The organism is Seonamhaeicola sediminis, from assembly GCF_004358095.2.
In the GTDB taxonomy this organism is placed as follows: Bacteria; Bacteroidota; Bacteroidia; order Flavobacteriales; family Flavobacteriaceae; genus Seonamhaeicola; species Seonamhaeicola sediminis.
Genome location: NZ_SMZJ02000001.1, coordinates 586,254 through 609,592 on the forward strand (window position 1 = coordinate 586,254; position 23,339 = coordinate 609,592).

11 protein-coding genes are annotated in these 23,339 nt (G+C 38.2%); all 11 read left to right on the forward strand.

The window, feature by feature from the left end; genetic code table 11:
- Positions 1–258 precede the first annotated feature (258 nt).
- The 11 genes from E1J38_RS02100 to E1J38_RS02150 all read left to right on the forward strand — a co-directional run bounded on the left by E1J38_RS02100 (position 259) and on the right by E1J38_RS02150 (position 23,331).
- Positions 259–4,599: a glycoside hydrolase family 38 N-terminal domain-containing protein gene (locus tag E1J38_RS02100; protein WP_133354381.1), complete on the forward strand. Its 4,341-nt coding sequence runs from the start codon at positions 259–261 to the stop codon at positions 4,597–4,599.
- 13 nt (positions 4,600–4,612) lie between these two features.
- Positions 4,613–6,802, forward strand: a complete 2,190-nt coding sequence (locus tag E1J38_RS02105; protein ID WP_133354379.1) for a glucosidase family protein — start codon at positions 4,613–4,615, stop codon at positions 6,800–6,802.
- A gap of 20 nt (positions 6,803–6,822) precedes the next feature.
- Positions 6,823–7,869: a mannonate dehydratase gene (locus tag E1J38_RS02110; protein WP_133354377.1), complete on the forward strand. Its 1,047-nt coding sequence runs from the start codon at positions 6,823–6,825 to the stop codon at positions 7,867–7,869.
- A gap of 36 nt (positions 7,870–7,905) precedes the next feature.
- The gene (locus tag E1J38_RS02115) at positions 7,906–9,231 is read left to right on the forward strand and encodes a hypothetical protein (protein ID WP_133354375.1); all 1,326 of its coding nucleotides are present in this window, start codon (positions 7,906–7,908) and stop codon (positions 9,229–9,231) included.
- A gap of 7 nt (positions 9,232–9,238) precedes the next feature.
- Complete coding sequence (locus tag E1J38_RS02120; RefSeq protein ID WP_133354373.1) at positions 9,239–10,663, forward strand: glycoside hydrolase family 125 protein; 1,425 nt, start codon at positions 9,239–9,241, stop codon at positions 10,661–10,663.
- A gap of 54 nt (positions 10,664–10,717) precedes the next feature.
- Entirely contained in the window at positions 10,718–12,058 is a 1,341-nt protein-coding gene (locus E1J38_RS02125) for a GH36-type glycosyl hydrolase domain-containing protein (RefSeq protein ID WP_186525800.1), read from the forward strand.
- Positions 12,051–13,478, forward strand: coding sequence for a glycoside hydrolase family 125 protein (locus E1J38_RS02130; protein WP_133354369.1), 1,428 nt, complete (start codon positions 12,051–12,053; stop codon positions 13,476–13,478). Before E1J38_RS02125 ends, E1J38_RS02130 begins: the two co-directional genes overlap by 8 nt.
- Before the next feature lie 6 nt (positions 13,479–13,484).
- Positions 13,485–15,788: a hypothetical protein gene (locus tag E1J38_RS02135; protein ID WP_133354367.1), complete on the forward strand. Its 2,304-nt coding sequence runs from the start codon at positions 13,485–13,487 to the stop codon at positions 15,786–15,788.
- A gap of 339 nt (positions 15,789–16,127) precedes the next feature.
- Positions 16,128–17,141 (forward strand): LacI family DNA-binding transcriptional regulator, encoded by a 1,014-nt coding sequence (locus E1J38_RS02140; protein WP_133354365.1) that lies wholly within the window; start codon positions 16,128–16,130, stop codon positions 17,139–17,141.
- A 60-nt stretch (positions 17,142–17,201) separates the two neighbouring features.
- A complete protein-coding gene (locus tag E1J38_RS02145) occupies positions 17,202–20,612 on the forward strand; it encodes a glycoside hydrolase family 38 N-terminal domain-containing protein (RefSeq protein WP_133354363.1) in 3,411 nt (1,136 codons plus the stop codon).
- A gap of 1 nt (position 20,613) precedes the next feature.
- A complete protein-coding gene (locus E1J38_RS02150; RefSeq protein ID WP_133354361.1) occupies positions 20,614–23,331 on the forward strand; it encodes a GH92 family glycosyl hydrolase in 2,718 nt (905 codons plus the stop codon).
- Positions 23,332–23,339 lie beyond the last annotated feature (8 nt).

The following is a 23,339-nucleotide window of genomic DNA, read 5'->3' on the forward strand; positions in this document are numbered from 1 at the left end:
AAAGCATCTTTTGAAACAGAGTGTTAATATTGACTCAATTTTAGCAACTTTTATATCATATTCACATCTATATTGTACTTAATTTTACAGGGAATAAGATTTATTATTCAGATTATTAAAACCACTAAACTATTGCTTCCCACAAATTGAGTCTTTTGAATGGCTATTCTGGTTCATTCATTATGCGCTATTAAAAGCTGATATGTTTTGTCTGGTTTCTATAATCATCAACAGCAATATTCATTTTTTAAAAAAATTATGAGAAACTTTTTTATCCTAGTAGCTTTAATTTGTGGCCTTTCGCTACCTGCTCAAAACTCAAAAATTGAAATTACAGATGTTACACCTACACCATTCTTTCCTAAAGTTGAATATGGAGAATCCCTAAAACAGATAGCTAAACTTAGTATTGAAAATAAATCAATTAAAACTCCAGTAAAACTAAACATTGAAGTAGATGGTTCTAAAACCTACCAACAAGATTTAGGTGATTTAGCAAAGGGGACTTCAGTACATGATGTTATGATTGCTGATATAAATAAAGCAACCCAAATCACCTTAGAACTGTTAAATAGCCGAGGCAAAATTGTGGCACAAAAAAAGCTTACATGGCAACCACAAAAAAAGTGGAAAGTATATTACGCGGCTGTTTCGCATCAAGACCTCGGTTTCATTACATATTACCAAAATATTAGAAAAGCAGTACGAGAAGCGGGTATCGATACTGCACTTGAGTTTTGTAAACAGACAGATTCCTGGAACGAAAATGACCAATTTAGGTGGAATATTGAAACCAGTGAACCTTTAATTCGTTGGATATCAAAACAAACACCTGAAAAAATCAAAGAGTTTGAGCGAAGGGTGAACGAAGGCAGAATTGGTTTTTCTGCAAACCATAACACCATATCTTCACAAATGGTGGGTTATGAAATGTTGGCACGAAGCTTTTATACGCCAAACCGCTACGTAATAGACAAACTGGACGTTGCTCCTTCTAAATTAGCCTTAATTAATGATGTAACGGGGATTACCCGCTCGTGGCCGCTATACCTTAAAGAGGCCGATATATCCTATTTTATGCATGGTAGCAACCACCCAAATTGCCTGTACGATATGTTCGATAAACCAGCGTTTAAATGGCTAAGCCCTGATGGAGATACAGAAAACGTTCCATTGGCAAGAACAGACTCTTATTATTCGCCCAATAAGGTAACTACTTGGGACATGGAAGGGGTGTCCTATCTTATAGACCGCCATGTGGAATTGGACTGGAAGTTCGACTGTATTTTGGCATATGATAGTCATGATTTTTCAGTGCCAACCCTAGATAACGCAAAAAACATAAAGGAATGGAACGCCAAGTATGAATACCCAAAATTTAGAACCTCTTTGGTAAGCAGCTATTTTGAGGATTTAGAGTCGCAACTAAAACCTGGTATGATAGAAGAAGTGGCCAAAGACGCACCGGACAGCTGGAACGACCAAGAAATTATTGATGCCGACTTATTGGCAAAAGCAAGACGCGCCAATTACGCCATACCCACTACCGAGAAACTGGCAACCATAGCTATGAACACAAGCGGTGGTTATCCGGAAAAGGATATTTTTCAAGCCTATAACCGCATCGTCATGTACCATGAGCACACTAATGGTTGTTATGACGGGGGTAATCATAAGTACTACGAGACCGAAAATGAAATGCATGAAACTTTGGTGGATGAGGCCATAGCCTATAACGAGGATGCGCTCAATGTGTCGTTGGAAAAAATTGGAGGCCAAATACAAACCAAATCCAACGCCATAGTAGTTTACAATGGTTTAAATTGGAAACGGGGCGAGGTAGTGTACCTTAATGAAAATGAAATTCCCTACGTCCATTTCAACATTATCGACCCCAATACCAAAAAGCCCTTAACACATCAAAAGTTAACAGACGGTAGAATCGCTTTTTATGCCCAAAATATACCGGCAATGGGGTATCAAACCTATGCTATTAAAGAAACAAAAAAACCAACATATAATAGCTCTACTTTAAGTGATGCCAACAGTATAGCAAATGATTTCTATGAATTGACATTGGATAGGGGAAAAAACATCATATCAGATGTTATTGACAAAGAATTGAACAAAAATATAATAGATAAAAGTTCCCCTTACGCATTGGGCGAATACATTCACTACGACCATTTTAGTAAGGAATGGAAAGAAACGGACTTTACCAATATAAAACTTTACAAGGGACCGGTAATGGACGAAATTCATATTAGCCAAAGCGCTTATTTAACCGGTAAGGTAGAACTCATTGTTTATGTACATCATAAGGTAAAGAAACTTGATTTTGATTTGGAAGTTGAGAAACTCTCCAATGGCGAAGCCCTCATTTCTGGATGGAACAGATATTTAAAAGAAGCTGCATTTTGTGCCATTCCTGTTAAGGTTCCCAATTATCAGCACCATCATGAATTGGCAGGTGCGGTAACTCAACCCGGTAATAAGGATTTACAATTTGAGTCGGCAGAATCATCATTTTATGCTATTCAACATTTTGCCGATGCCTCCAATGATGAGTTTGGGGTAACGCTATCAACCGTTGAAACAAATTTGGTGAACTACGGGCATCCAAGACCTGTGTATTGGAACAATGACGGTAGAAGACCTAAAGAAGATGTTGTAAAACCGGAGAACAGTAACATGTTCCTCTTTTTAATGAACAATTTCTTTCAAACCAATGTGCAGGTAGACCAACCGGGTATTAAGAACTACACCTTTTCAATAAACAGTCATGCCGGTAATTGGCAAAAAGGAAAGGCCTACAATTTTGGTTGGGAAAGTTCACATCCTATCATACCTCAATACATAGAAAAAAACAAAAAAGGCCAAAACGCCCCAAAACGTTCATACTTAGGTACCGATACCAAAAACGTAGTATGTACTACATTAAAAAAGGCCGAAGCGAACGGGGATGGCTTCATCATACGGTTTTTTGAATTAGAGGGTAAAACATCCAAGGTGAACGTAAAACTCAACCTAGATGCAACTATTACCAAAGCCTACATTTTAAATCTTGTTGAAAAGGACAAAACAGAAATTCCTGTTACCAATAATGAAATAACTTTTGAAATTAATGGCCATGGTATCCAGACCATACGCCTTTTAAGCGAACCTAACATATCACAAATTGTGCCTACAGTTCAGGCAGAAGCGGTATCTAATGAAGCAGTGCGTATTACTTGGAATAATGAGGGTAGCACAAATACACACAGTCATTACAATGTGTACAGAAGTCTGAATGCTTTGTGCGAACCCAATGCATTGAATTTCATTGGAACATCAGAAACAACCGAATACCTAGATAAAACCGAGCTGAATTATGGTGGTTGGGGGCATAAACGTGTTGAACCCAATACCACCTACTATTATAGGGTACAACCTGTTGATAAAGCGAACAACAGGGGCAATACATCGCAAGCCGTAAAGTGTACCACGTTAAAGAGCGATGAGAAAAATGCGAAACCCAATAAGGTGCAGGGCGTATATACGGCCCACGTATCTTCTTTGGCTCCAGAAGACTATGTGAACCTTTGGTTTTATACAAATTTTGAGAATGATGTGGATAAATATCTCATTCACAGAAGTGAAAATGCAAACTTTACACCAAGTAAAGAAAACCTTCTTGATGAATTAATACCATCAAAAGATTCCATAACATTTCATAAAACATACAGTACCGCAGAATTGAACCGGCAAATGTATGCCGATTCTACCGCTAAAGTAAACCAACCGTACTACTACAAAGTGGCTGCCGTGGACAATGCGGGCAATATTGGAGACTATTCTGATGCTGCCACTATAACTATGGAGAAAATACCAGTGGAGATTTCACATGAATACCTGTCCCCCAATACCTTTGAAACATTTAGACCAAAAACAGTTGTTACCATTACGTGCGCAAAACCTGGATTGGAGATGTACTATACCTTGGAAACCAGGACCATTAGTAGTGAGGCTAAAAAATACACCGGCCCTTTTGAAATTAAAGAAAGAAGTGTAATCAATGTGGAAGTCTATAAAACGAATACTAAAGACATGGTTTATCGCTATAGAAGATTTGTAGACGTGAATCAAAATATCAGTCAATCAGATTACAACAATTACTTCAATTCTCTAAAAGCAACCGATGGTAGTTATTACAGTGGTTGGGTATCCAAACAATATGGTGGAGGCACTAAGGAGAAGCCAGAAGATATATGGTTAGCATTTAATTTAAGTGAAGAAAAAACCGTTGGTGGTATGATAATAATCGCCGATAGAGGAGATATCTTTCCAATCCATGATACCTTCAAATTGTATGCCCGTAATGGAGAGAAGTTAAGTGAAATTGAATTTAAAAGTACCCCGGACGAAAAAATCAGAAATACATTTCATGTTAAATTCAATACTCCTGTTAGCGCAGATGGTATCAAAATTTTATTTGAAAAAGATAGCTTACCAACCATTGGTAATCCAGAACAGGACGCTTTAGTAAGGCTTAATGAAGTGACCTTACTAGATGATAACAACCAATCCATCCGCCGAACCGATTTATTACCCATTGAATAAATAAAATAGAACCATGATAAAAAAAAGATTATTCATTTTTCTGGCAAGTGTTACACTATGCAACTTAGCCACGGCACAAAAAAAGTATACACCGGCAGACCCTGAGTACTATGCCATGCATAGGGAAGACATCAAGTTTGATGATGAGCAGGTTCTTCTAGTAAATTATCGCGGATTTATTTCCCCAAGGCAGTACAGTGTGACGCAATTTACAAATGTGTGGTTTCTACCGTTAGGGGCACCACGGTATGAATTCAACCTTAATTTTTACGATAAGGGCACGGAACGATTAATTGAAGACGATGTGCCTACCAAATGGAAATCGTGGATTGATGATGGGGAAAGCCACGACCCATTAGGGTCTAACTTCAGGCCTAACTCGCCATCAATAATGGTAACACAAGATGAAAAATGGCAACCCAACCAATATTACAGGTCGGCCACCTTTCATAAGGAATACAACAAGAAATGGGTAAGCTTTGCAGCTAAAAGTTGGACCAATGTGTCCTTTGAAGACGATGAAGTCTTTATAAAACTGGAATTGACCAATAGAAATTCCAAGGACTTAAACATGGCCATTATACCCAATCAGGTTACAGAAATTGTAGAGCAGTACTCCAAACAAGGTGCAACGGCAGGTTCTGCAAAAGCTGAGAATATAGATGCCTTTACCATTGGTAGTGAAAAAGCACATGTAAGAGTATCATCCTCTATTAAGACCATAAGCGATAAAGGTTTTGAAATTAGTATGGCTCCCGGCACTACACAAACTTTTTATTTTGCCGTTCATTTTTATGATGCCAATGATAGCGCGCCACAAATAGTACAAAACGATATTAAAGAGCGTATGGAGCAAGCGGATAAAAAAACACGCGAGATGCTCCAATGGGCCTATAAAAAACTCCCTAAATTAACGAGCGATAATGCGCAGTTCCAAGAGTATTATTACAGATGTTTGCTTTCTGTACTCATGAGCAGGTATGAAAACCCAAGTTATATATCAGACGTGTTTTGGGCCGTAGGTACCTGGCCCTACACGATTAGTTGGGATAATTCCTATTCCTCGGATGTTCTCGCTATGTTGGACCCCGAAAGCTTAAAAGGTGCCATTATAACCGATTTTGAACAAGTACAGTTAAAACGCACCTATGTTGGCTGGAACGGTGCCCATTGGGATATTCTATACATACAAGAACCCTTTGCGCTTCAAATTATGATAGAAGCCTACTTACGCCATACCAACGATTATTCCATTTTTGATGAAATGGCCGCCGGTAAGACCGTTTGGCAATGGATGCAAGCCTGGGTAGATGAATTGCAGGATAATTACACCAACAAACTAGGTTTAATAGATGTGGGCTACAATACCGAAAAGATTATTGAAATACGAACCGATGGTTATAATCATGTCGTACCCATTACCAATACGCTTACCATCGATTTGTTATACACCATGGCCGATTGGGCGAAGAAAAGAAATGAAAGTAAATTAGAAAAGAGATTCTTTAAAGACGCTGAAAAACTAAAATCTTTAGTTGATGAGTATATGTGGAATGAAGAACTGGGGTGGTTTGATAATTATTATCCAGACGGAACCAAAGGCACCATTTGGACCTACCACCTATTCGATTTATTAGGCACCGATTATTTACCCACCCACCAAGCCTATAAACTAGTAAGCCATCTTCAAGAAGGCGAATTTTTAGGAAAATATGGTGTTTACTCCATTGCCCGTCGCGATACCGTGCATTGGGATTTAATAGATTCCGATTGGGGTGGCGGAGGCCAATACGCCGGTATGCCCGGTCGTATTTCACGTAATTTATACGCTAAAGGTTTTGCAGGCAAAGGGTGGGACGTTTTAAAGCGCAACATTCGTTACATAGAGCATTTCCCGTATCTCCCACAAAACCCCCGTATTGATGTTGCGGAACAGGACCGCTCCTCCATGCCTGTTCAGATAGCCGCTGGCGCGGGTTTAGAAGCCATTGTATTTGGAACCTTTGGTGTAAACATTCAAGAAAACAGCTTATCTATAAAACCTTATAACCACGAGGATATTGGTAGAGCTTTACTGGAAGATGTACAATGGAACAACGACAGCTATAGCATTCAACTAGAAAGAAAAACATTTTCAATTTACAAAAACGGCCAACTGGAAACTACAAAGTTCTATGGCGAAACCTATTCAATTACTAAATAACGAATCCAACTTAAAAATATATGGAAAGACTTTTAAAGAGCGGACAGTGGAAAGATTTACCCATGCGTCCAGGTTTTGGGTCCTTTATGCACCCCACCGAAGATAAATTAATGCTCATAAAGCAATTGGGCGTTGATGAAATTATTCTGAACATGTACAGAAACAATCTCATCGACACCAATTTTGACAGCTTGCCGCTTCCGGGTGACCACCACTGGGACTATAAGGACCTCCTGATGTTACGAAAAACCGTTGAAAACGCAGGTATCCGCTTTTTAGCTTTAGAGAACATGCCTTTTTCTTTCTACGATAAAATAATGATGGGGCAACCTGGTAGGGAAGAACAGTTAAAACATGTGCAAGAAACCATTGCCAATATGGGTGCCGCAGGCATACCTGTTTTAGGCTATGGATGGACGCCTACCGGTGTTTGGCGCTCTTCAACCACCTATCCTATTCGCGGTGGGGCCCACTCTATGAGCATAGACCTTGATGATTTTAAAAGAGCACCACTGTCTCACGGGCGTGTATTTTCAGAGGACGAAATGTGGGATTACTACCAATATTTTCTTGAAGGCGTATTACCAGTAGCGGAAGAGGCTGGGGTAACCTTGGCACTTCACCCCAACGACCCACCTGTACCTTCCTTGGCAGGTGTGCCACAGCTTTTTAGAAGCTTTGAGGCCTATAAAAAAGGGATGTCTTTGGTAGAAAGTGAAAATCATGGTTTACAATACTGCTTGGGTAATTTTTCGGCAATGGGAGAAGACCTGGATGAGGTGACAGAGTATTTTGCAAAGCAGGATAAGCTGATATATGTCCACTTTCAAACCGTATCCAACTCGTTGGTAAATGACACCAAATTAAATGAGGTATTTGTGGATATGCCAGGGTATTATGACCCTGTTAAAATACTAAAAAAGCTTAAAGACGTTGGCTATAAAGGCATGATTATGCCAGGGCACGTACCAAAAATTATTGGCGATATTTCTTGGGAAGAACGCGGAAGGGCGTTTACTATTGGTTATATAAAAGGCATTATTGCTTCTCTGAACCATGACAACTAAAATGTTTTAAAACTAATTAAACCACATAGGTTTATCATGAAGAAATTATCAACCATAACTTTAGTTTTTCTCTTGATCTTATCATGTTCCAAGTCCAAAAATGAGACAAAACAAGAAAAAGACCCAAGACTTGAGTTAGCTGAGACTATTCTGGCGGACAAACGCCTAGATACAGTATTGGCTATGGCAGAACGAACCTTGCAACCAAAAGATGGCAACTTTAATGCAGGTAGCAACTACCCAGAAACATGGATACGCGATTTTTCCACATTTGTTGAAGTTGCCCTTGAGGTAAATTCAAAAGAAATGATTAAAGAGCGAATTTTATTATTCTTCGATTTTCAAGGTACAGACGGCAATATTGTTGACGGCTATACTGATATAGCTACAGAGGCTGGATATGATTATATTTATTCGGAAACAGCACCAAAATACAAAGCCCACAAGAACACGGTAGAAACCGACCAAGAATCGTCCTTAATACTAGCCATAGCGCGATACATTGATGTTACGGGCGATAAAGACATACTACAACTGAACAAAAACGGAAAAACCGTTTTAGAGCGTTGCGAATTGGCACTTAACTTTTTAAAGGAAAAGATGTATTCAGAAAAATACAATCTGCTTTTTGGTGCTACTACAGTAGATTGGACAGATGTACAACCAGAAAGTCCTTGGGGTGTATTTATCACTAAAGACACGCATTGGAGTGTGGATGTATATGACAATGCCATTTACGTGCTTGCTATTAACGAATTTTTGGAATGGGTAAAAAATGATACAGAAAAATACAACTTCTGGAATGCAGAAAGAGCATCTATAAAAGCTAATGTTAGAAAACACCTTTGGGATGAAAAACTCCAAAAATTTGTACCACATAGATATCTAAAAGATTCCCCTTTTAGCGGATTTGATGAAGATGAAATTTTCTATTTAGGAGGAACCGTTTACGGCATAATGGCTGGATTCTTAACAGAAGATGAAATAGAAACCAGTTACAAAAAAATGCTTGCTATTAAAAATCTAACTGGCGCAATGACGGTGGCTGTTATTAACTATCCGCCATATCCAAAAGGGAGTTTTATAAACCCCGGTGTAGACCCTTATGTGTATGTAAATACAGCCGATTGGACCTGGTGGGGAGGGCGCACGATTGAAGCTATGATAAAAACAGGACATCTAGAATTGGCTTATCAAGAAATAAGTCCGTTTTTAGATAGAGTAATTAAAAATGATGGGTTTTACGAGTGGTACTCTGTTATAGACCATCAACCCCATGGCTCAAACACCTTCCTTGGTGCCGCAGGTGCCCTAGGTAAAGCTATTAAATTACTGAAAGAAGAAATTTCAATTAAACAATAATAAACACATGGACAGGAGAGAATTTTCAAAAAAAGCAGGCTTATTAACTGGAGGAGTACTTGTTTCAAACCCACTATTGGCAGCAATAAAAGACAACAAATATGTGAGCAAACGTCCACCGGTTAAAGAACGATTATTTACCAGTGAAGCCATTGAAAAAGTTATTGTGGATGTTAAAAAACAATTAAAGGACCATAAAACGGCATGGCTTTTCGAAAACTGTTTCCCAAACACCTTAGATACGACTGTTTACTATAAAGAAAAAGATGGCAAACCGTTTACCTACATTATTACCGGAGATATTGATGCCATGTGGCTACGAGACTGTGTTTGCCAAGTATGGCCTTATATGCCCTACTTGAATGAAGATGAGAAATTAAAACGTATGATTGCGGGCTTAATTAACCAAACAGTAAAATCTGTTATTTGGGATCCCTATGCATGTTGTTTTTATGATGATTTTGAACGGGTTAGCTTCTGGTCAACAGAAAAATATCCAGTTAAGCCGGGGGTGCATCATCAAAAGTGGGAAATCAATTCGCTATTGTTCGTCATCAGATTATGTGACGAGTATTACAAAATAACCAAGGATACCTCTCCTTTTGACGATGTTTGGGAGGAAGCTATGTTAACAATTGTCAAAACCTTGAAAGAACAACAACGCTTTGATGGCCCCGGACCCTATAAACATTACAGAAATTATGGTGATAATTATGAATACTTTGTGAACCATGGTTATGGTCGACTTACAAGGAAAAACGGAATGATACATGCCACACACCGTCAGGATGATCCTTGTATTTTACCGCTTTATGTACCTGATAACCTGATGGCCATTGTTGAATTAAAGAATCTTGCCAAAATGTTCCGCGAATTCAAAAACAACGAGGAGGCTGCTAAGTCCTGCGAACTCATGAGAAAACAAATTAGGAACGGTGTAGAAAAAGATGCTATTATAGATCATGAGGTATTTGGAAAAATATTTGCCTTTGAAGTAGATGGCTACGGGGGGCGTATTCTTGAAGAAGAATCAACAGTTCCTAATTTGATGAACCTGCCTTACATTGGCTATTGCGATATTGACTATCCCGTTTACCAAAATACCAGAAAATGGTTACTAAGTGAATATAATCCACAATACATTAAAGGCCAATGGACAGAAGGCATAGGTAGTACGCACTATCCGCAGCCACCCCAAAGAATATGGCCGCTTAGTACCATTTCACGGGCATTAACCACCGAGGATGATGATGAAATTAAATTCTGTCTCGATCAATTAAGAAATACCGATGCAGGAACTGGTTTTATCCATGAATCTTATGTCGTTGATGACCCAGAACATTATACAAGGTCGTGGTTTGCCTGGGTAAACTCTTTTTATGGGGAGATGATACTGAAATTCTTAAAAGAAAAACCGCACTTGTTAACGTAGACAAATTTTAGTGAGACTAATCAATAATAGCCTAATAAATCAAAAATTTTAATTTTGAGCAAATTTCTTAAATTATCACTAGTACTTTTAATCATTTGTTCTTGTACCAATTCTGTAAAAGAAACTGAAAAACAAGATAATCCTAAGCTACAATTAGCTGAGACTATTTTGGCAGACAAACGCTTAGATAAGGTTTTGGCAAAAGCTGAACAAACCTTAAAACCAGAAGATGGAAGATTTCAAGCTGGACACGCCTACAAAGAAACTTGGATTAGAGACTTTGCCACATTCATTGAGGTGGCACTAGAAGTAAACCCTAGAGAGTTGATTAAAGAAAGGTTGTTGCTTTTCTTCGACTTTCAAGGAGATGATGGTAACATAATTGACGGCTACACGGAGGTTTCAACAGTTGGAGGTTATGATTATAGACTATCTAAAACGGCACCCGATTTTAAGGGTCATAAAAACACAGTAGAAACCGATCAGGAATCTTCTTTGATATTAGCTATTGGAAGATACATTAGATCTACAGGTGAAAAGGATATTCTAAATGAGGTAATAGCTGGCAAAACAGTGCTAGAACGTTGCGAAATGGCACTCAATTTTTTGAAAACAAAAATGTATTCTGAAAAATACGGATTAATATTTGGAGCTACTACTATAGACTGGACCGATGTACAACCCGAGAGTGACTGGGGCGTTTACATCACAGAGGACACCCATTGGTGTGTGGATGTTTACGATAACGCTATTTACGTGCTTGCCCTTAATGAATACCTTGAATGGATAAAAGAGGATACGGAAAAATATGAGTTCTGGAGTGCTGAAAAAGAATCCATTAAAACCAATGTAAGAAAGCACCTTTGGGATGAGCAAAGAAAGAAAATTATACCGCACAGATATCTTGAAGACTCACCTTTTAGTGGATTTGATGAAGACGAAATATACTACCTAGGCGGAACCGTATACGCTATCATGGCTGGCTTTTTAACAGAAGAAGAGATAGAACTCAGTTACCGCAAAATGATTGCCATCAAAGAATTGTCAGGCGCGATGACCATTGCTGTTATTAACTGGCCACCTTACCCATTAGGAAGTTTCTATGAAGGAGCCGGTACTATACCCTATCGCTACGTTAATACTGCCGACTGGACTTGGTGGGGTGGTCGCACTATCGAAGCAATGATTGAGACTGGGCACCTAGAATTGGCCTATCAAGAAATAAGCCCCTTTTTAGACCGTGTGATTAAAAACGAGGGCTTTTATGAATGGTATTCCGTAATTGACCACAAGCATTATGGTAACCATCTTTTTCTTGGTGCAGCAGGAGCACTGGGGAAGGCTATTAAGTTAATGAAAGCTGAAGCTTTGCAAATAAAAAAAAATAATGAATAGAAGAATTTTTGCAAAGCAAACAGCATTGGGCACTATGGGGCTGGCATTAACTCCTCAATTTACACTTTCGCAAAAAACGTATAAGGATTTTATATCTAAAAGACCTCCAAAGAAAGAGCGGTTATTTACCAGTAAAGCTGTCGAAGAGGTCATAAAAAAAGTAAAAAAACAACTTAAAGACCCAGAGCTGGCATGGCTTTTTGAAAACTGTTTCCCTAATACCTTAGATACCACCGTATTCTACAAAGAAGAAAACGGCAGGCCTTTAACCCACATTATAACAGGTGACATAAATGCCATGTGGTTAAGAGATTCTACATGCCAAGTATGGCCATATATACCATATACCAAAAAAGATAAAAAGCTTAAAAAGATAGTTGCTGGGTTAATTAACTGGCAAGCAGATTGTGTTTTAGTAGACCCTTACGCAAACGCATTTAAAAAAGACATATCTGAAAAAACCCATTGGATTAATGACATAACAGACATGAAGGATGAACTGCATGAACGAAAATGGGAGATAAATTCCTTACTGTTTGTGATTCGTTTGGCCTACGAATACTGGAAGGTAACTGGCGATACTCAAGTATTTGATGACAACTGGGAAAAAGCCATGGTACTTATTTACGATACGTTGAAAGAACAGCAACGATTTGAAAGTCCCGGCCCCTATTCTTTTATGCGAGAATCTGTTAGTGCTAATGAAGTAGTTGCCAATAATGGATATGGCCGACCTACCCGTAAAATAGGCATGATACATGCCACACACCGACAAGACGATGCCTGTGTATTTCCACTTTACGTACCTGACAACCTTATGGCTGTTGTAGAATTGAAGCATCTTGCAGAAATGTTTGAAAACATAAGGAACAATAAAAAACATGCGCGTTTATGTCTTGAAATGGCTGACCAAGTAGATAAAGCCGTAAAAGATTACGCCATTATCAACCATCGTGTATTTGGAGAAATGTATGCCTTTGAGGTAGACGGTTATGGTAGCCACATACTACTGGAAGAATCTACAGTACCCAACCTTATGTCCTTACCCTATATTGGTGCCTGTTCAATTGATGACCCCGTTTACCAGAATACCAGAAAGTGGCTATTAAGCGATTGGAATCCAAAATTTGTGAGAGGTAAGCGCGATGAAGGGATTGGTAGCACACATTATGCTGAACCTCCTAAAATGATTTGGCCATTAAGTACAATTTCAAGAGCATTAACCGCCAATAATGAAGATGAAATACTATTTTGTATAGAGCAACTAAAGCGCAGTAACGCAGGTACCGGTTTTATTCATGAATCATATTTACCAGACCACCCCGAAGATTTTACACGCCCTTGGTTTTCATGGGTTAATACGTATTTTGGAGAGATGATATTAATTCTGTTAGAAAAACATCCAAAATTGCTTACCTAAATTAACATGAAACATATCTTAACACCTAATTTTTGGTTCGCTGCAATTATTTTAACGTTAGCAATAGTTGGTTGTAAAAATCAATCAAAAAGCGATGTTGATACCATTACCAATGTACCCACCTTAGATGAAGTATCAGGCATTTGGATGGCTTCAGATACCATGGCCATAGAACCCTCCGTTCGCAATTTCCGTGGGCAAGCCCTACTAAATCGGGATATGACTTCCGTAAGTTGGTTTGTTTCTGCTCCCTACTCCGGAGGACACCATACAGGAACATTGAAAATCAACGGTAAAACACCTAAAGCTTCCTTATTTCGGTGGCAACCTTATCAAGCACTTCGTAAAGGAAATATGGATGGACTGGATATAACTTCTGCTACACGAATGCTGGTAGAAAACGATGCCATTATGTGGGAAGTAGAAATTATCAACACTGAAAAAATCAGAAAAAACGTTCAGATAGACTTGGATATGATAGGATATATAAGTCAATACAAGGAAGGAGACTGGAAATGGTGGTATCCATTCCCAGATTGGGAGGGAAAACGTTCAGAAGGAAGAGACGGTAATATTGAAGCTATGCGAAGGCATATTGTAGATGGTGAAACCGAACCAGAGATGAGTTGGCCCTCAGATAATGAGATACTAAACGCAACACATTTTCAAGCACAAAAGGTAAATCAAAGTGTTGTTATACAGGATAATAATACCACGGCAGTTTCGGCATTTGCCCTGGCCACAGCTCCTGATAATCTAAGGGTAATGAATAGCGGTGGTACGGCAGGTTGGCATGTTGAACTGGGTCCAAATGAATCCAAAAAAATCAAGTATTTTTTAACTTATGGGGATAATGCAACCACCATACATCGAAACGTTAACGATTGGACCATAAAATTTGATTCTTTGTTTTTAAGCACAAAGACAAATTGGGAAAACAAGTGGCAACAGCTATTTACACCAAACAACGACCTTGTATCTGGATGTTTTCCGGTTTTGGAAACGGATGATGCAAAAGCTAAAAGGGTGTATTACAACGGTCCACTGACCATGTTGTATCTTTTAAATACAAATTTACCCCAACATGACCGTGTGTATTTAACGGGAGGCCCAAGGTGGGGTGCAACCACCACATTTTTTTGGGATATAGCCATTTGGTCAGAACTTTGGGCCGTGGTAGACCCAGAAATGATGAAAGAACACATCATGGCCTGGATAGAAATAGACCCAAATTTGCATTACGGGAAAGATAATTTTGGCGGTAATGGGGTCGGCAATGGCTATTCAGCCAATTATTGGTGCTTATTTAGAATTATTAGGGCTTATATTGCTGCCACGGGAGACTATGCATTTCTTGATGATGAAATAGGTGATAAAAGCGTAATTTCGCATTTGGAATCTTATGCCTTAAATTGGCAAAACTTGTCAAATTACGGTAAAGCGGGATACGAAAATGACTTGTACAAACTTGCCGATTTTGGTGCTAATCCATGGAATTTATTAGAGTGTGTACCTACCTATATTCATACCGTACCATCCTTTAACATAGGGTATGTATGGATGATGAGGGAAACCGCTAAGTTACACGAGAAAAGGGGCAACAACTCCAAAGCCATTTCACTACGGAACAAAGCAGATGAAATGTCAAAAAAAATTTTAGAACTTTATGCAGGAAACGGTGTTTGGAACAGCCTTTATCCTAACAATAAAAAAGTAGAGGTTCGGCATGTGCTAGATTTTATATATTTTGGAAAATATCTCTCAAACGATGTAGATCCAAAAATTAGAAAGGAGATGATGGATTTTTTAAATACGGAGCTACGAACAGATTTATGGATGCGGGCCCAGTCTTTGGATGATATTGCCGCAAAAGATTCAGACAGACCAGACCATGGGCCTTTAGGCAGTTTTGATGGTTGGGTGCCAGAAGTGATGGACGCCATGGTGAATATGGATTATGCCAAAGACGCACTTACTTTTTATCATGATATAGAACCCGTTACCTATGAAGGTGCTTGGGCTCAGGCTAGGGAATTATGGGGAGAAGACAAATTAAATAAAACAGCAAAAGTACGTATAGCAGACCGTGGATGGAATAATCGTGAGAGTTCATCTGGTATAGGGATTTCTCAAGTAATGCTGAAAAACTTCTTTGGATTCAATCCTCAAATCGATTCAGAAAAACCTTTGGATATGAATCATGATGATTGGCCTTTTAAGGGAAGGGGCAAACTACATCATGTGTATTTCAATGAAAAGTACTATCGTATTGAATTTATGGATAACAAACCAGTTATGGTTAAAGAATAACCCTGAGGTAACGTAATTTGAATTTTAATACATAACTTATTTTTTCAAAACTAAAAAACAATGTTTTGTCATATCGACATAGCGAAGTATGAGCGACGAGATATCTCATAAAGACAAGAGTTCTCTTAGGTCACTACACATTAAAATGTCAATAAAAATATACTATAATTAACGGCAAAGTAATTGGATTTGATATTTGTACCTCATTAACACACCCTTAATTCCCATCCTATAATTTAGAAAATCATCAGTGTTAAAATCTTTATATTTCTTCTGGAAATTCAAATTTTATGGAAAACTTTTATATATTTGCTTAACCGGTTAAACTAATATATTCATTTGAAAAGTATTTCCCTTAAAGATATTGCCATTGCATTAAATCTGTCTAAGACAACAGTATCATATGTCATGAACGACAGAGGCGATGAAAAAAGGGTTAGCAAAGAAACACAAGATAGAATAAAAGCGTATGCCGAAGCGCACAGCTACAAACCCAATCAATTAGCCAGAAGTTTAAGCTTAGGAAAAAGTAACATGATAGGCTTAATTGTGCCTAATATATCCGATAGCTTTTTTGCCCAAATAGCCAGACGCATTGAAAAAAAAGCAGAAAAACTGGGTTATAATGTGGTGTTTAGTAGTACAGGCGAATCTCCAGAAAGAGAATCAAAAATCATACAGTCTATGTTAGATAGACAAGTAGATGGTCTTATAATAGTATCTAGTGAAAAAAACCACGACGATATTTTAAAATTAAAAAAAGGGAACTTTCCCTTTGTAATTGTGGGTAGAAAATACACCGATATAGAAACCAATGTAGTAGCCTTAGAAGATAAGGAAGGCGTGACTTCTGCCGTAGAACTACTTATAGATAACGGTAGAAAACATATAGGTTTTATAACCATTTCCCTAGATTTAGATTCTATAAAAGACCGCTTAAAAGGTTATAAAGAAGCACTTAAAAATAAAGATATTGCCTACAACACCAATGTTGTGAAACACGTAACTTACAACGATGTAGAAGCCAGTCTTAAAGAAGCTATGCACGAATTGGTGCAACAAGAAAAAGTAGATGGTATTGTATTTGCAACACACTATTTAGCTGAAGAAGGGTTGCGTTTATTAAAGCTTAACAACATAAATGTCCCCGAGGAAGTAGCCATAGTAAGTTTTGGAAAAGATAGAGGCTTTGATTTATTTGACCCTCCACTTACATCTGTTGATTTCCCCATCATAGAAATGGGAGATGCTGCTGTAGATTTGTTATTGGATACTATTGAAAATAGAACAAATAATTATAAAAATATAATAATGAAAACGAAACTGGATATTAAACAATCTTGCGGAAGCTAATCCCTTTTATTTGCAAAATTGCTTAACCGGTTAAGTAACTTAATACTAAATAATACTATCATGAAATTATTAAATTATGTATGCTTCATTGCATTGTTGGTTAGTTTTAGTTTAGATGTTTCTGCACAGTCAAAATATCTAAATGGTTATGGTAAAGATGTGTCAGGGGTGAATTTTGCGTACCCTTCTCCTCATTCCTACAACGACCCGTGTTATTTAACTAGAGCTACCGAAGATGTAGGCCCCATGGAATGGGAAACAGTTGCCATTCCTCAATCATACAATGGTAAAACCGTGTCCTTCATTTGGGTCTATGGTATGGATGTTACTCACAACCCTGAGGCATTTGATTTATCAATAAACGATAAAAAAGTATTAACCTTTAAAAACCCTGTTACCACTGAGGAAAAGTCCAGAACCACTCATGGCGACAATGGTGTATCGCTCAACTTCATTCAATCTATGGTAGATTCTAATAGAGACGAAATGGGCTATGCTGTACTTACAATGCCAACATCAATGGTTACCCTTGGAGCTCCCGTACGATTAAAAATTGAAGGTGTACCTAACAATAGTAACGCGTGGTATATGACGTTTAAGATAAATCCAAAAAATGACTTTAACGCGCATCAATTAAAGGTTATAAAAAAAGAAGCTGATAAACTTTTTAGTGTCATTCGTTTTAGTATGGTGCATTTAGGAGAACCTATTAATGCTAGGGTATCCGTTGAAGGTAAATCGAAAAAAGTAAAACTAAATACAGGGCTTAACGAAATTGATGTTTTAGTACCGAAAGTGGAAGTACCTAGAACCGTTAATGCACAAATAGAATATGGCAAAATAAAAGAACGTATAGAAGTAGCTCTAAAACCAACAAAAGAATGGACGGTTTATTTGGTACAACATAGCCATACTGATATTGGTTACACACGCCAACAGTCTGAAATTTTAGCAGAACATTTAAGATATATTGATGATGCCTTAGATTACTGCGACCAAACAGACCACTACCCAAAAGAAGCACAATTTCGTTGGACCTGTGAAGTGGCTTGGACCGTTCGGGAATACATCAACAGCCGACCAAAAGCACAAGTGGAACGCCTTCTACAGCGTGTAAAAGAAGGCAGAATTGAGGTTACAGGGATGTTTTTAAACTACTCTGAAACTATTGATGAAACCGCATTAGCCATTCAATTACAAGCCCTTAAAAAATTTAAAGCTAAAGGCATAGACGTAACAACAGCAATGCAAAACGATGTTAATGGCATTGGCTGGTGTATGCCAGATATGTACGAAGATACAGGAGTAAAATACTTGACCATGGGGGTACATGCACATCGGGCTAGATTGCCATTTAATAAACCAACCTCATTTTGGTGGGAATCGCCTTCTGGTAAAAGACTCTTAGCCTACAGAAGTGAGCACTATATGCATGGTAATGCATTGGCTCTGGTATCTGGAGAAATGGATGTATTTGGAACTAATTTATCCAAATACCTTGACGGACTTGAAGATAAAGACTATCCTTTTGATAGGGTGGCATTTCAGTTTTCTGGTTATACCACAGACAATTCTCCACCATCAACAAAAGCTTGCGACATCATTAAAAAATGGAATGAAACTTACGAGTGGCCTAAGTTAAAATCTGCCTTAGCCAGCGAGTTTATGGTACACATCGAAAAAAACCATCCCGATGATATAGAAACAAAAAAAGTATCATGGCCAGATTGGTGGACCGATGGTTTTGGCTCTGCTATGAAAGAAACCAAAGTGCTTCGTAATAGCTACTCACAAATGTTAGCTACCATGGGATTATTGTCTATGGTACAAACATCGGGTGGAGACATACCAGAACAAATACATGATGAAATACGAAACTGCTATGACAACCTTTTGCTTTACAGCGAACACACCTTCGGGGCCGCAGAAAGTATAAGAGACCCTTACAATAAAAATACGATGGACCAATGGAGCCAAAAATCCTCTTATATATGGTCGGCCAACCAGCAGGCAAATTTATTAAGAGAAAAAGCCATCGGTTTAATTCAGCCCCATGTAAAAGTTCCGAAAGCACCATCAGTAACAGTTTTCAATACTTTAAATTGGTCTAGAAGTGGTATAGCCGAAGTCTTTATAGATTACGACATTTTACCACTAGATAAGAAATCGAGCATTGTTGATAGTAACGGAAATGAAATCCCAACACAGATTATCAGACAACGTGCCGAGGGCACCTATTGGGCACTTTGGGTAAAAGATGTCCCGCCTCTGGGCTATGCAACATACACCATAAAGGTTTTAGATGAAAAGGCAACTTTAAAAGATTTAAAATTACCGGTTGCAACTACCGTTGAAAATTCTTTTTATACGATTCAAATTGACGAAGCTAAAAAAGGCATCACCAGTATTTATGACAAAGCCTTAAATAAAGAACTTCTCGATACGGAAAGTAAACATTCTTTAGGTACTATGGTCTACGAAAGAATCCGTGACAGAAGGGATTTAGAGCGATTAACAGCCACGAGAAGAGATACTGTTTTTAAACCGCTAAATGAAAAACATTACGAGTTTTCGAGCTTCAAAATTGAAAAAATCACAGATGGTAACATCTGGAAATCTATTATATGCAAAGCACAACTTCCTGAATGTGCCGAAGAATCCTCGGGCATCACTTTAGAAATTCGACTGTACCATCATAAAAAAGAGATTGAGTTTTTATACAATATGAAAAAGCTCGATATAATAGAACCCGAAGGATTATATGTCGCATTTCCGTTTTCAAATAAAAATGCACAATTGGTTTTTGAAGCTCAAGGTGGGCCGGTTCGCCCTGGTATAGACCAATTGGCGGGGTCTGCATCAGATTGGAATACCATTCAAAATTATGCCTCGGTAAAATTCGACGATTCGCAAATTCTATTTTGTAGCGAAGATACACCACTGGTGCAATTTGGTGGTATAAATACAGGACGGTATTACTATAAAAACCCCGTAAAAAACAAAGGCCATATTTACTCGTGGGTACTTAATAATTATTGGGTAACCAACTTTAGGGCTAGCCAGTTTGGAGAGTTAAACTGGAAATATCAAATAACCTCTTCAGAGAACAAATCAAACACCTTTGCTACCAAATTTGGTTGGGGCAACCGTGTGCCTTTTGTAAGTAAAGCAAATAGCGGTAAAGAAAAATCGAAGAACAATCAAATATCAGAATCACTAATTGACCTCGGTTTGGTTGATAATTTACTATTAGTGAACGCCAGACCAACAGAAACGAACGATGGCGTTATTCTACACCTTCGCGAAACCGAAGGTGATCATGCTATTTTAGATATCAATAAATTTCTTGAAAACCCTGGCATTAGCGAGGTATATCTGGTAAACAGTTTAGGCGAAGAAATTGAGAAACTAACCGCTCCCTTCTTGGTAGAGCATTTTGAAACACGATTTATCCTTTTAAAAACAAATTAAAATGAAATACAAGTTTTTAATATTAGTAATAGCATCAATAGCGCAATTTGCGTATTCAGGGTCTAAAAATATTGCTACAACAGCTAAAGCATCGGCTTCTTCTTCTATCAATCAGTCATCCCATGACCATATAAACGACAACGTTATAGCAATTCATGGCAAAGGTAACTGGTTGGCAAACAAAGAGAACGCATGGGTAAAACTTACTTGGGAAACATCGCAATGGGTTAACAAAGTGGTTATTTACAATTATCCCACATCAGAAGGGAGAGTGCTAAATGGTACTTTAGAATTTAGTGATGGTAGTACTATGGCTGTAGAACTACCCGAAGGTGGTACGGCAAAAGCCGTTACGTTTTCAGATAAAAAAGTAGCGTTTGTGCGCTTTCTTATTAATGATGCAGTAAATGAAAACGCTGGCCTTTCAGAAATAGAGGTATTCTCATCGCCCAAACAATACAAAGAACCCGTAGAGTGGGTTGACCCTTTTATTGAAACAAATAGAGGTCGCTTTTTTTTATTTGCAACAGGCTCCAGACCTTATGGGGTTACTTGCTCTGCGCCTATGACCAAAAACTGGAATAACGGCGGTGGTGGTTATGCCTACTTTTCAGATGAAATATTAGGCTTCCCGCAAATCCATGCATGGACACTTTCTGGTTTGAACCTTATGCCAACATTGGCTAGTGTTGACCCCACCCAAGGCGAAAACGCTTGGAAATCGAAATTTAAACATGACGATGAAATAGCACAACCGGGATACCATCGTGTTTACTTACCAGACAGTAAGGTTTGGGTGGAGCAAACCTCCACTGATAGAGTTGGCTTTTACCGTTTTAAATGGACAGAAAACACAGAAGCCCAAATTTTACTTTCGCTAAGCGGATTGTTGGGCAACAGCCGAATGACCAATGCAGATGTAAAGAAAATCAATACGCAAGAATATGAAGGCTCAATTAGTTCTGTGGACAGAGCATATAATGTTGGCCCTAAGGATGTGAAAATTTATTTTGTTGTTCAATTAGACAAACCATGGAAAACATTAGAAGGTTGGGATGGCAAAGAGAGGTTTCAAGACATTAAAACCCTAAAAGGGAACGAGGCTGGTGTGTCTTCCATACATCATGTAAAAGCTGGAGAAGAAATACAAATGAAAATTGCCATTTCTTATACAAGCATAGAAAATGCAAGGAATAATCTAAACACAGAATGTACCACTTGGGACTTCAACAAAGTAGCTGAAGATAGTAGAAATATATGGAACGAATGGCTACATAAAATTGATGTTGAAGGAGGCACAGTAGCACAGCGTATTAAATTCTACACCGATTTATGGCATGTGTTATTAGGAAGACATCGCATAAACGATGTTAACGGCGACTACCCTGACAGAACTACAGGCGAAAAAACCAATACAGGAAATTTAACAGATGGCTTTGTAACCGACGCTAATTTTCTTGTTAAAAATCCAGGGTTAGATTCAGAAGGTAAGGTTAAACATAATATGTATAACTCAGATGCTTTTTGGTTAACACAATGGAATTTAAATGTGCTTTGGGGCTTAGCATGGCCAGAGATTCAAGATGATATGGCTTCATCAATGGTAGCCTATTCCAATAATGGTGGTTTGCTTCCAAGGGGACCTTCAGGAGGAGGATATTCTTTTATTATGACGGGATGCCCAGCAACAAATCTTATTGTAAGTGCTTTTATGAAAGATATTTTAACAAAAACAGACCATGAAAATGCATTTCAACAAATAAAAAACAACCATTTCCCTGGAGGTATGATGGGAGGAGGAACATTCTTTGCAAACGACCTAGATTTTTATGATAAAAACGGCTGGTGGCCTAATAATGCGGGTATTACTATAGAAGCATCGTTTCAAGATTGGGGAGCATCCCAAATGGCCAAAAAGTTAGGAAAAACAGAAGACTACAATTACTTTTTTAAACGTTCGCAGTCTTGGAAAAAGTGTTACAATCCAGAACAGAAATTATTATTCCCAGTAGACCCTAAAGGAAATTTTGTACATGAAGACCCGTTAAAAGGATGGGGCTACGTAGAAGCCAATGCGTGGCAAGCCACATGGGGCGTGTCGCATGATATCTCTACTTTATCAGCGCTTATGGGAGGCGATAGCGAACTCACAAAAAAACTAAACTACGCCTTTGATCAGGAAGAAGAAAACAGTTTTGTACACAGCTATGGCTCAGGACATATAAGCTATGCCAACCAACCAGGATGCTCGAATGCACATGTGTTTAGCTATGCCAATGCACCTTGGTTAACCCAATACTGGGTACGCAAGGTTAATGAAAAAGCCTATGGCGGAATTACACCAGATTTAGGTTATGGCGGTCACGATGAAGACCAAGGACAAATGGGTGGCGTTAGTGCTTTAATGTCTATCGGGCTATTTAATATTATTGGTACAGAGTCTCAAACCCCGTACTACGAAATTACAGCACCGATTTTTGACCAAATTACTATCGCATTAAATAATGACTATTACAAGGGAGATAAGTTTGTTATCAAAACCTACAATAACAGCAAAGAGAACTGCTACATTAAAAAGGCAAAACTAAACGGTAAAAAACTTAAAAACTTCTGGTTTTTACATAAGGATTTTGCCGAAGGAGGCACCTTAGAAATATGGTTGGGTAATAAACCAAATAAAAAATGGGGAACCAAAACACCACCTCCAGTTAATAATTAAAAATCAAA

Bases quoted from the DNA above. Each gene is read 5' to 3' on its own strand.
- E1J38_RS02100 (WP_133354381.1), top strand. From the start codon at position 259: ATGAGAAACTTTTTTATCCTAGTAGCTTTAATTTGTGGCCTTTCGCTA.
- E1J38_RS02105 (WP_133354379.1), top strand. From the start codon at position 4,613: ATGATAAAAAAAAGATTATTCATTTTTCTGGCAAGTGTTACACTATGC.
- E1J38_RS02110 (WP_133354377.1), top strand. From the start codon at position 6,823: ATGGAAAGACTTTTAAAGAGCGGACAGTGGAAAGATTTACCCATGCGT.
- E1J38_RS02115 (WP_133354375.1), top strand. From the start codon at position 7,906: ATGAAGAAATTATCAACCATAACTTTAGTTTTTCTCTTGATCTTATCA.
- E1J38_RS02120 (WP_133354373.1), top strand. From the start codon at position 9,239: ATGGACAGGAGAGAATTTTCAAAAAAAGCAGGCTTATTAACTGGAGGA.
- E1J38_RS02130 (WP_133354369.1), top strand. From the start codon at position 12,051: ATGAATAGAAGAATTTTTGCAAAGCAAACAGCATTGGGCACTATGGGG.
- E1J38_RS02135 (WP_133354367.1), top strand. From the start codon at position 13,485: ATGAAACATATCTTAACACCTAATTTTTGGTTCGCTGCAATTATTTTA.
- E1J38_RS02145 (WP_133354363.1), top strand. From the start codon at position 17,202: ATGAAATTATTAAATTATGTATGCTTCATTGCATTGTTGGTTAGTTTT.
- E1J38_RS02150 (WP_133354361.1), top strand. From the start codon at position 20,614: ATGAAATACAAGTTTTTAATATTAGTAATAGCATCAATAGCGCAATTT.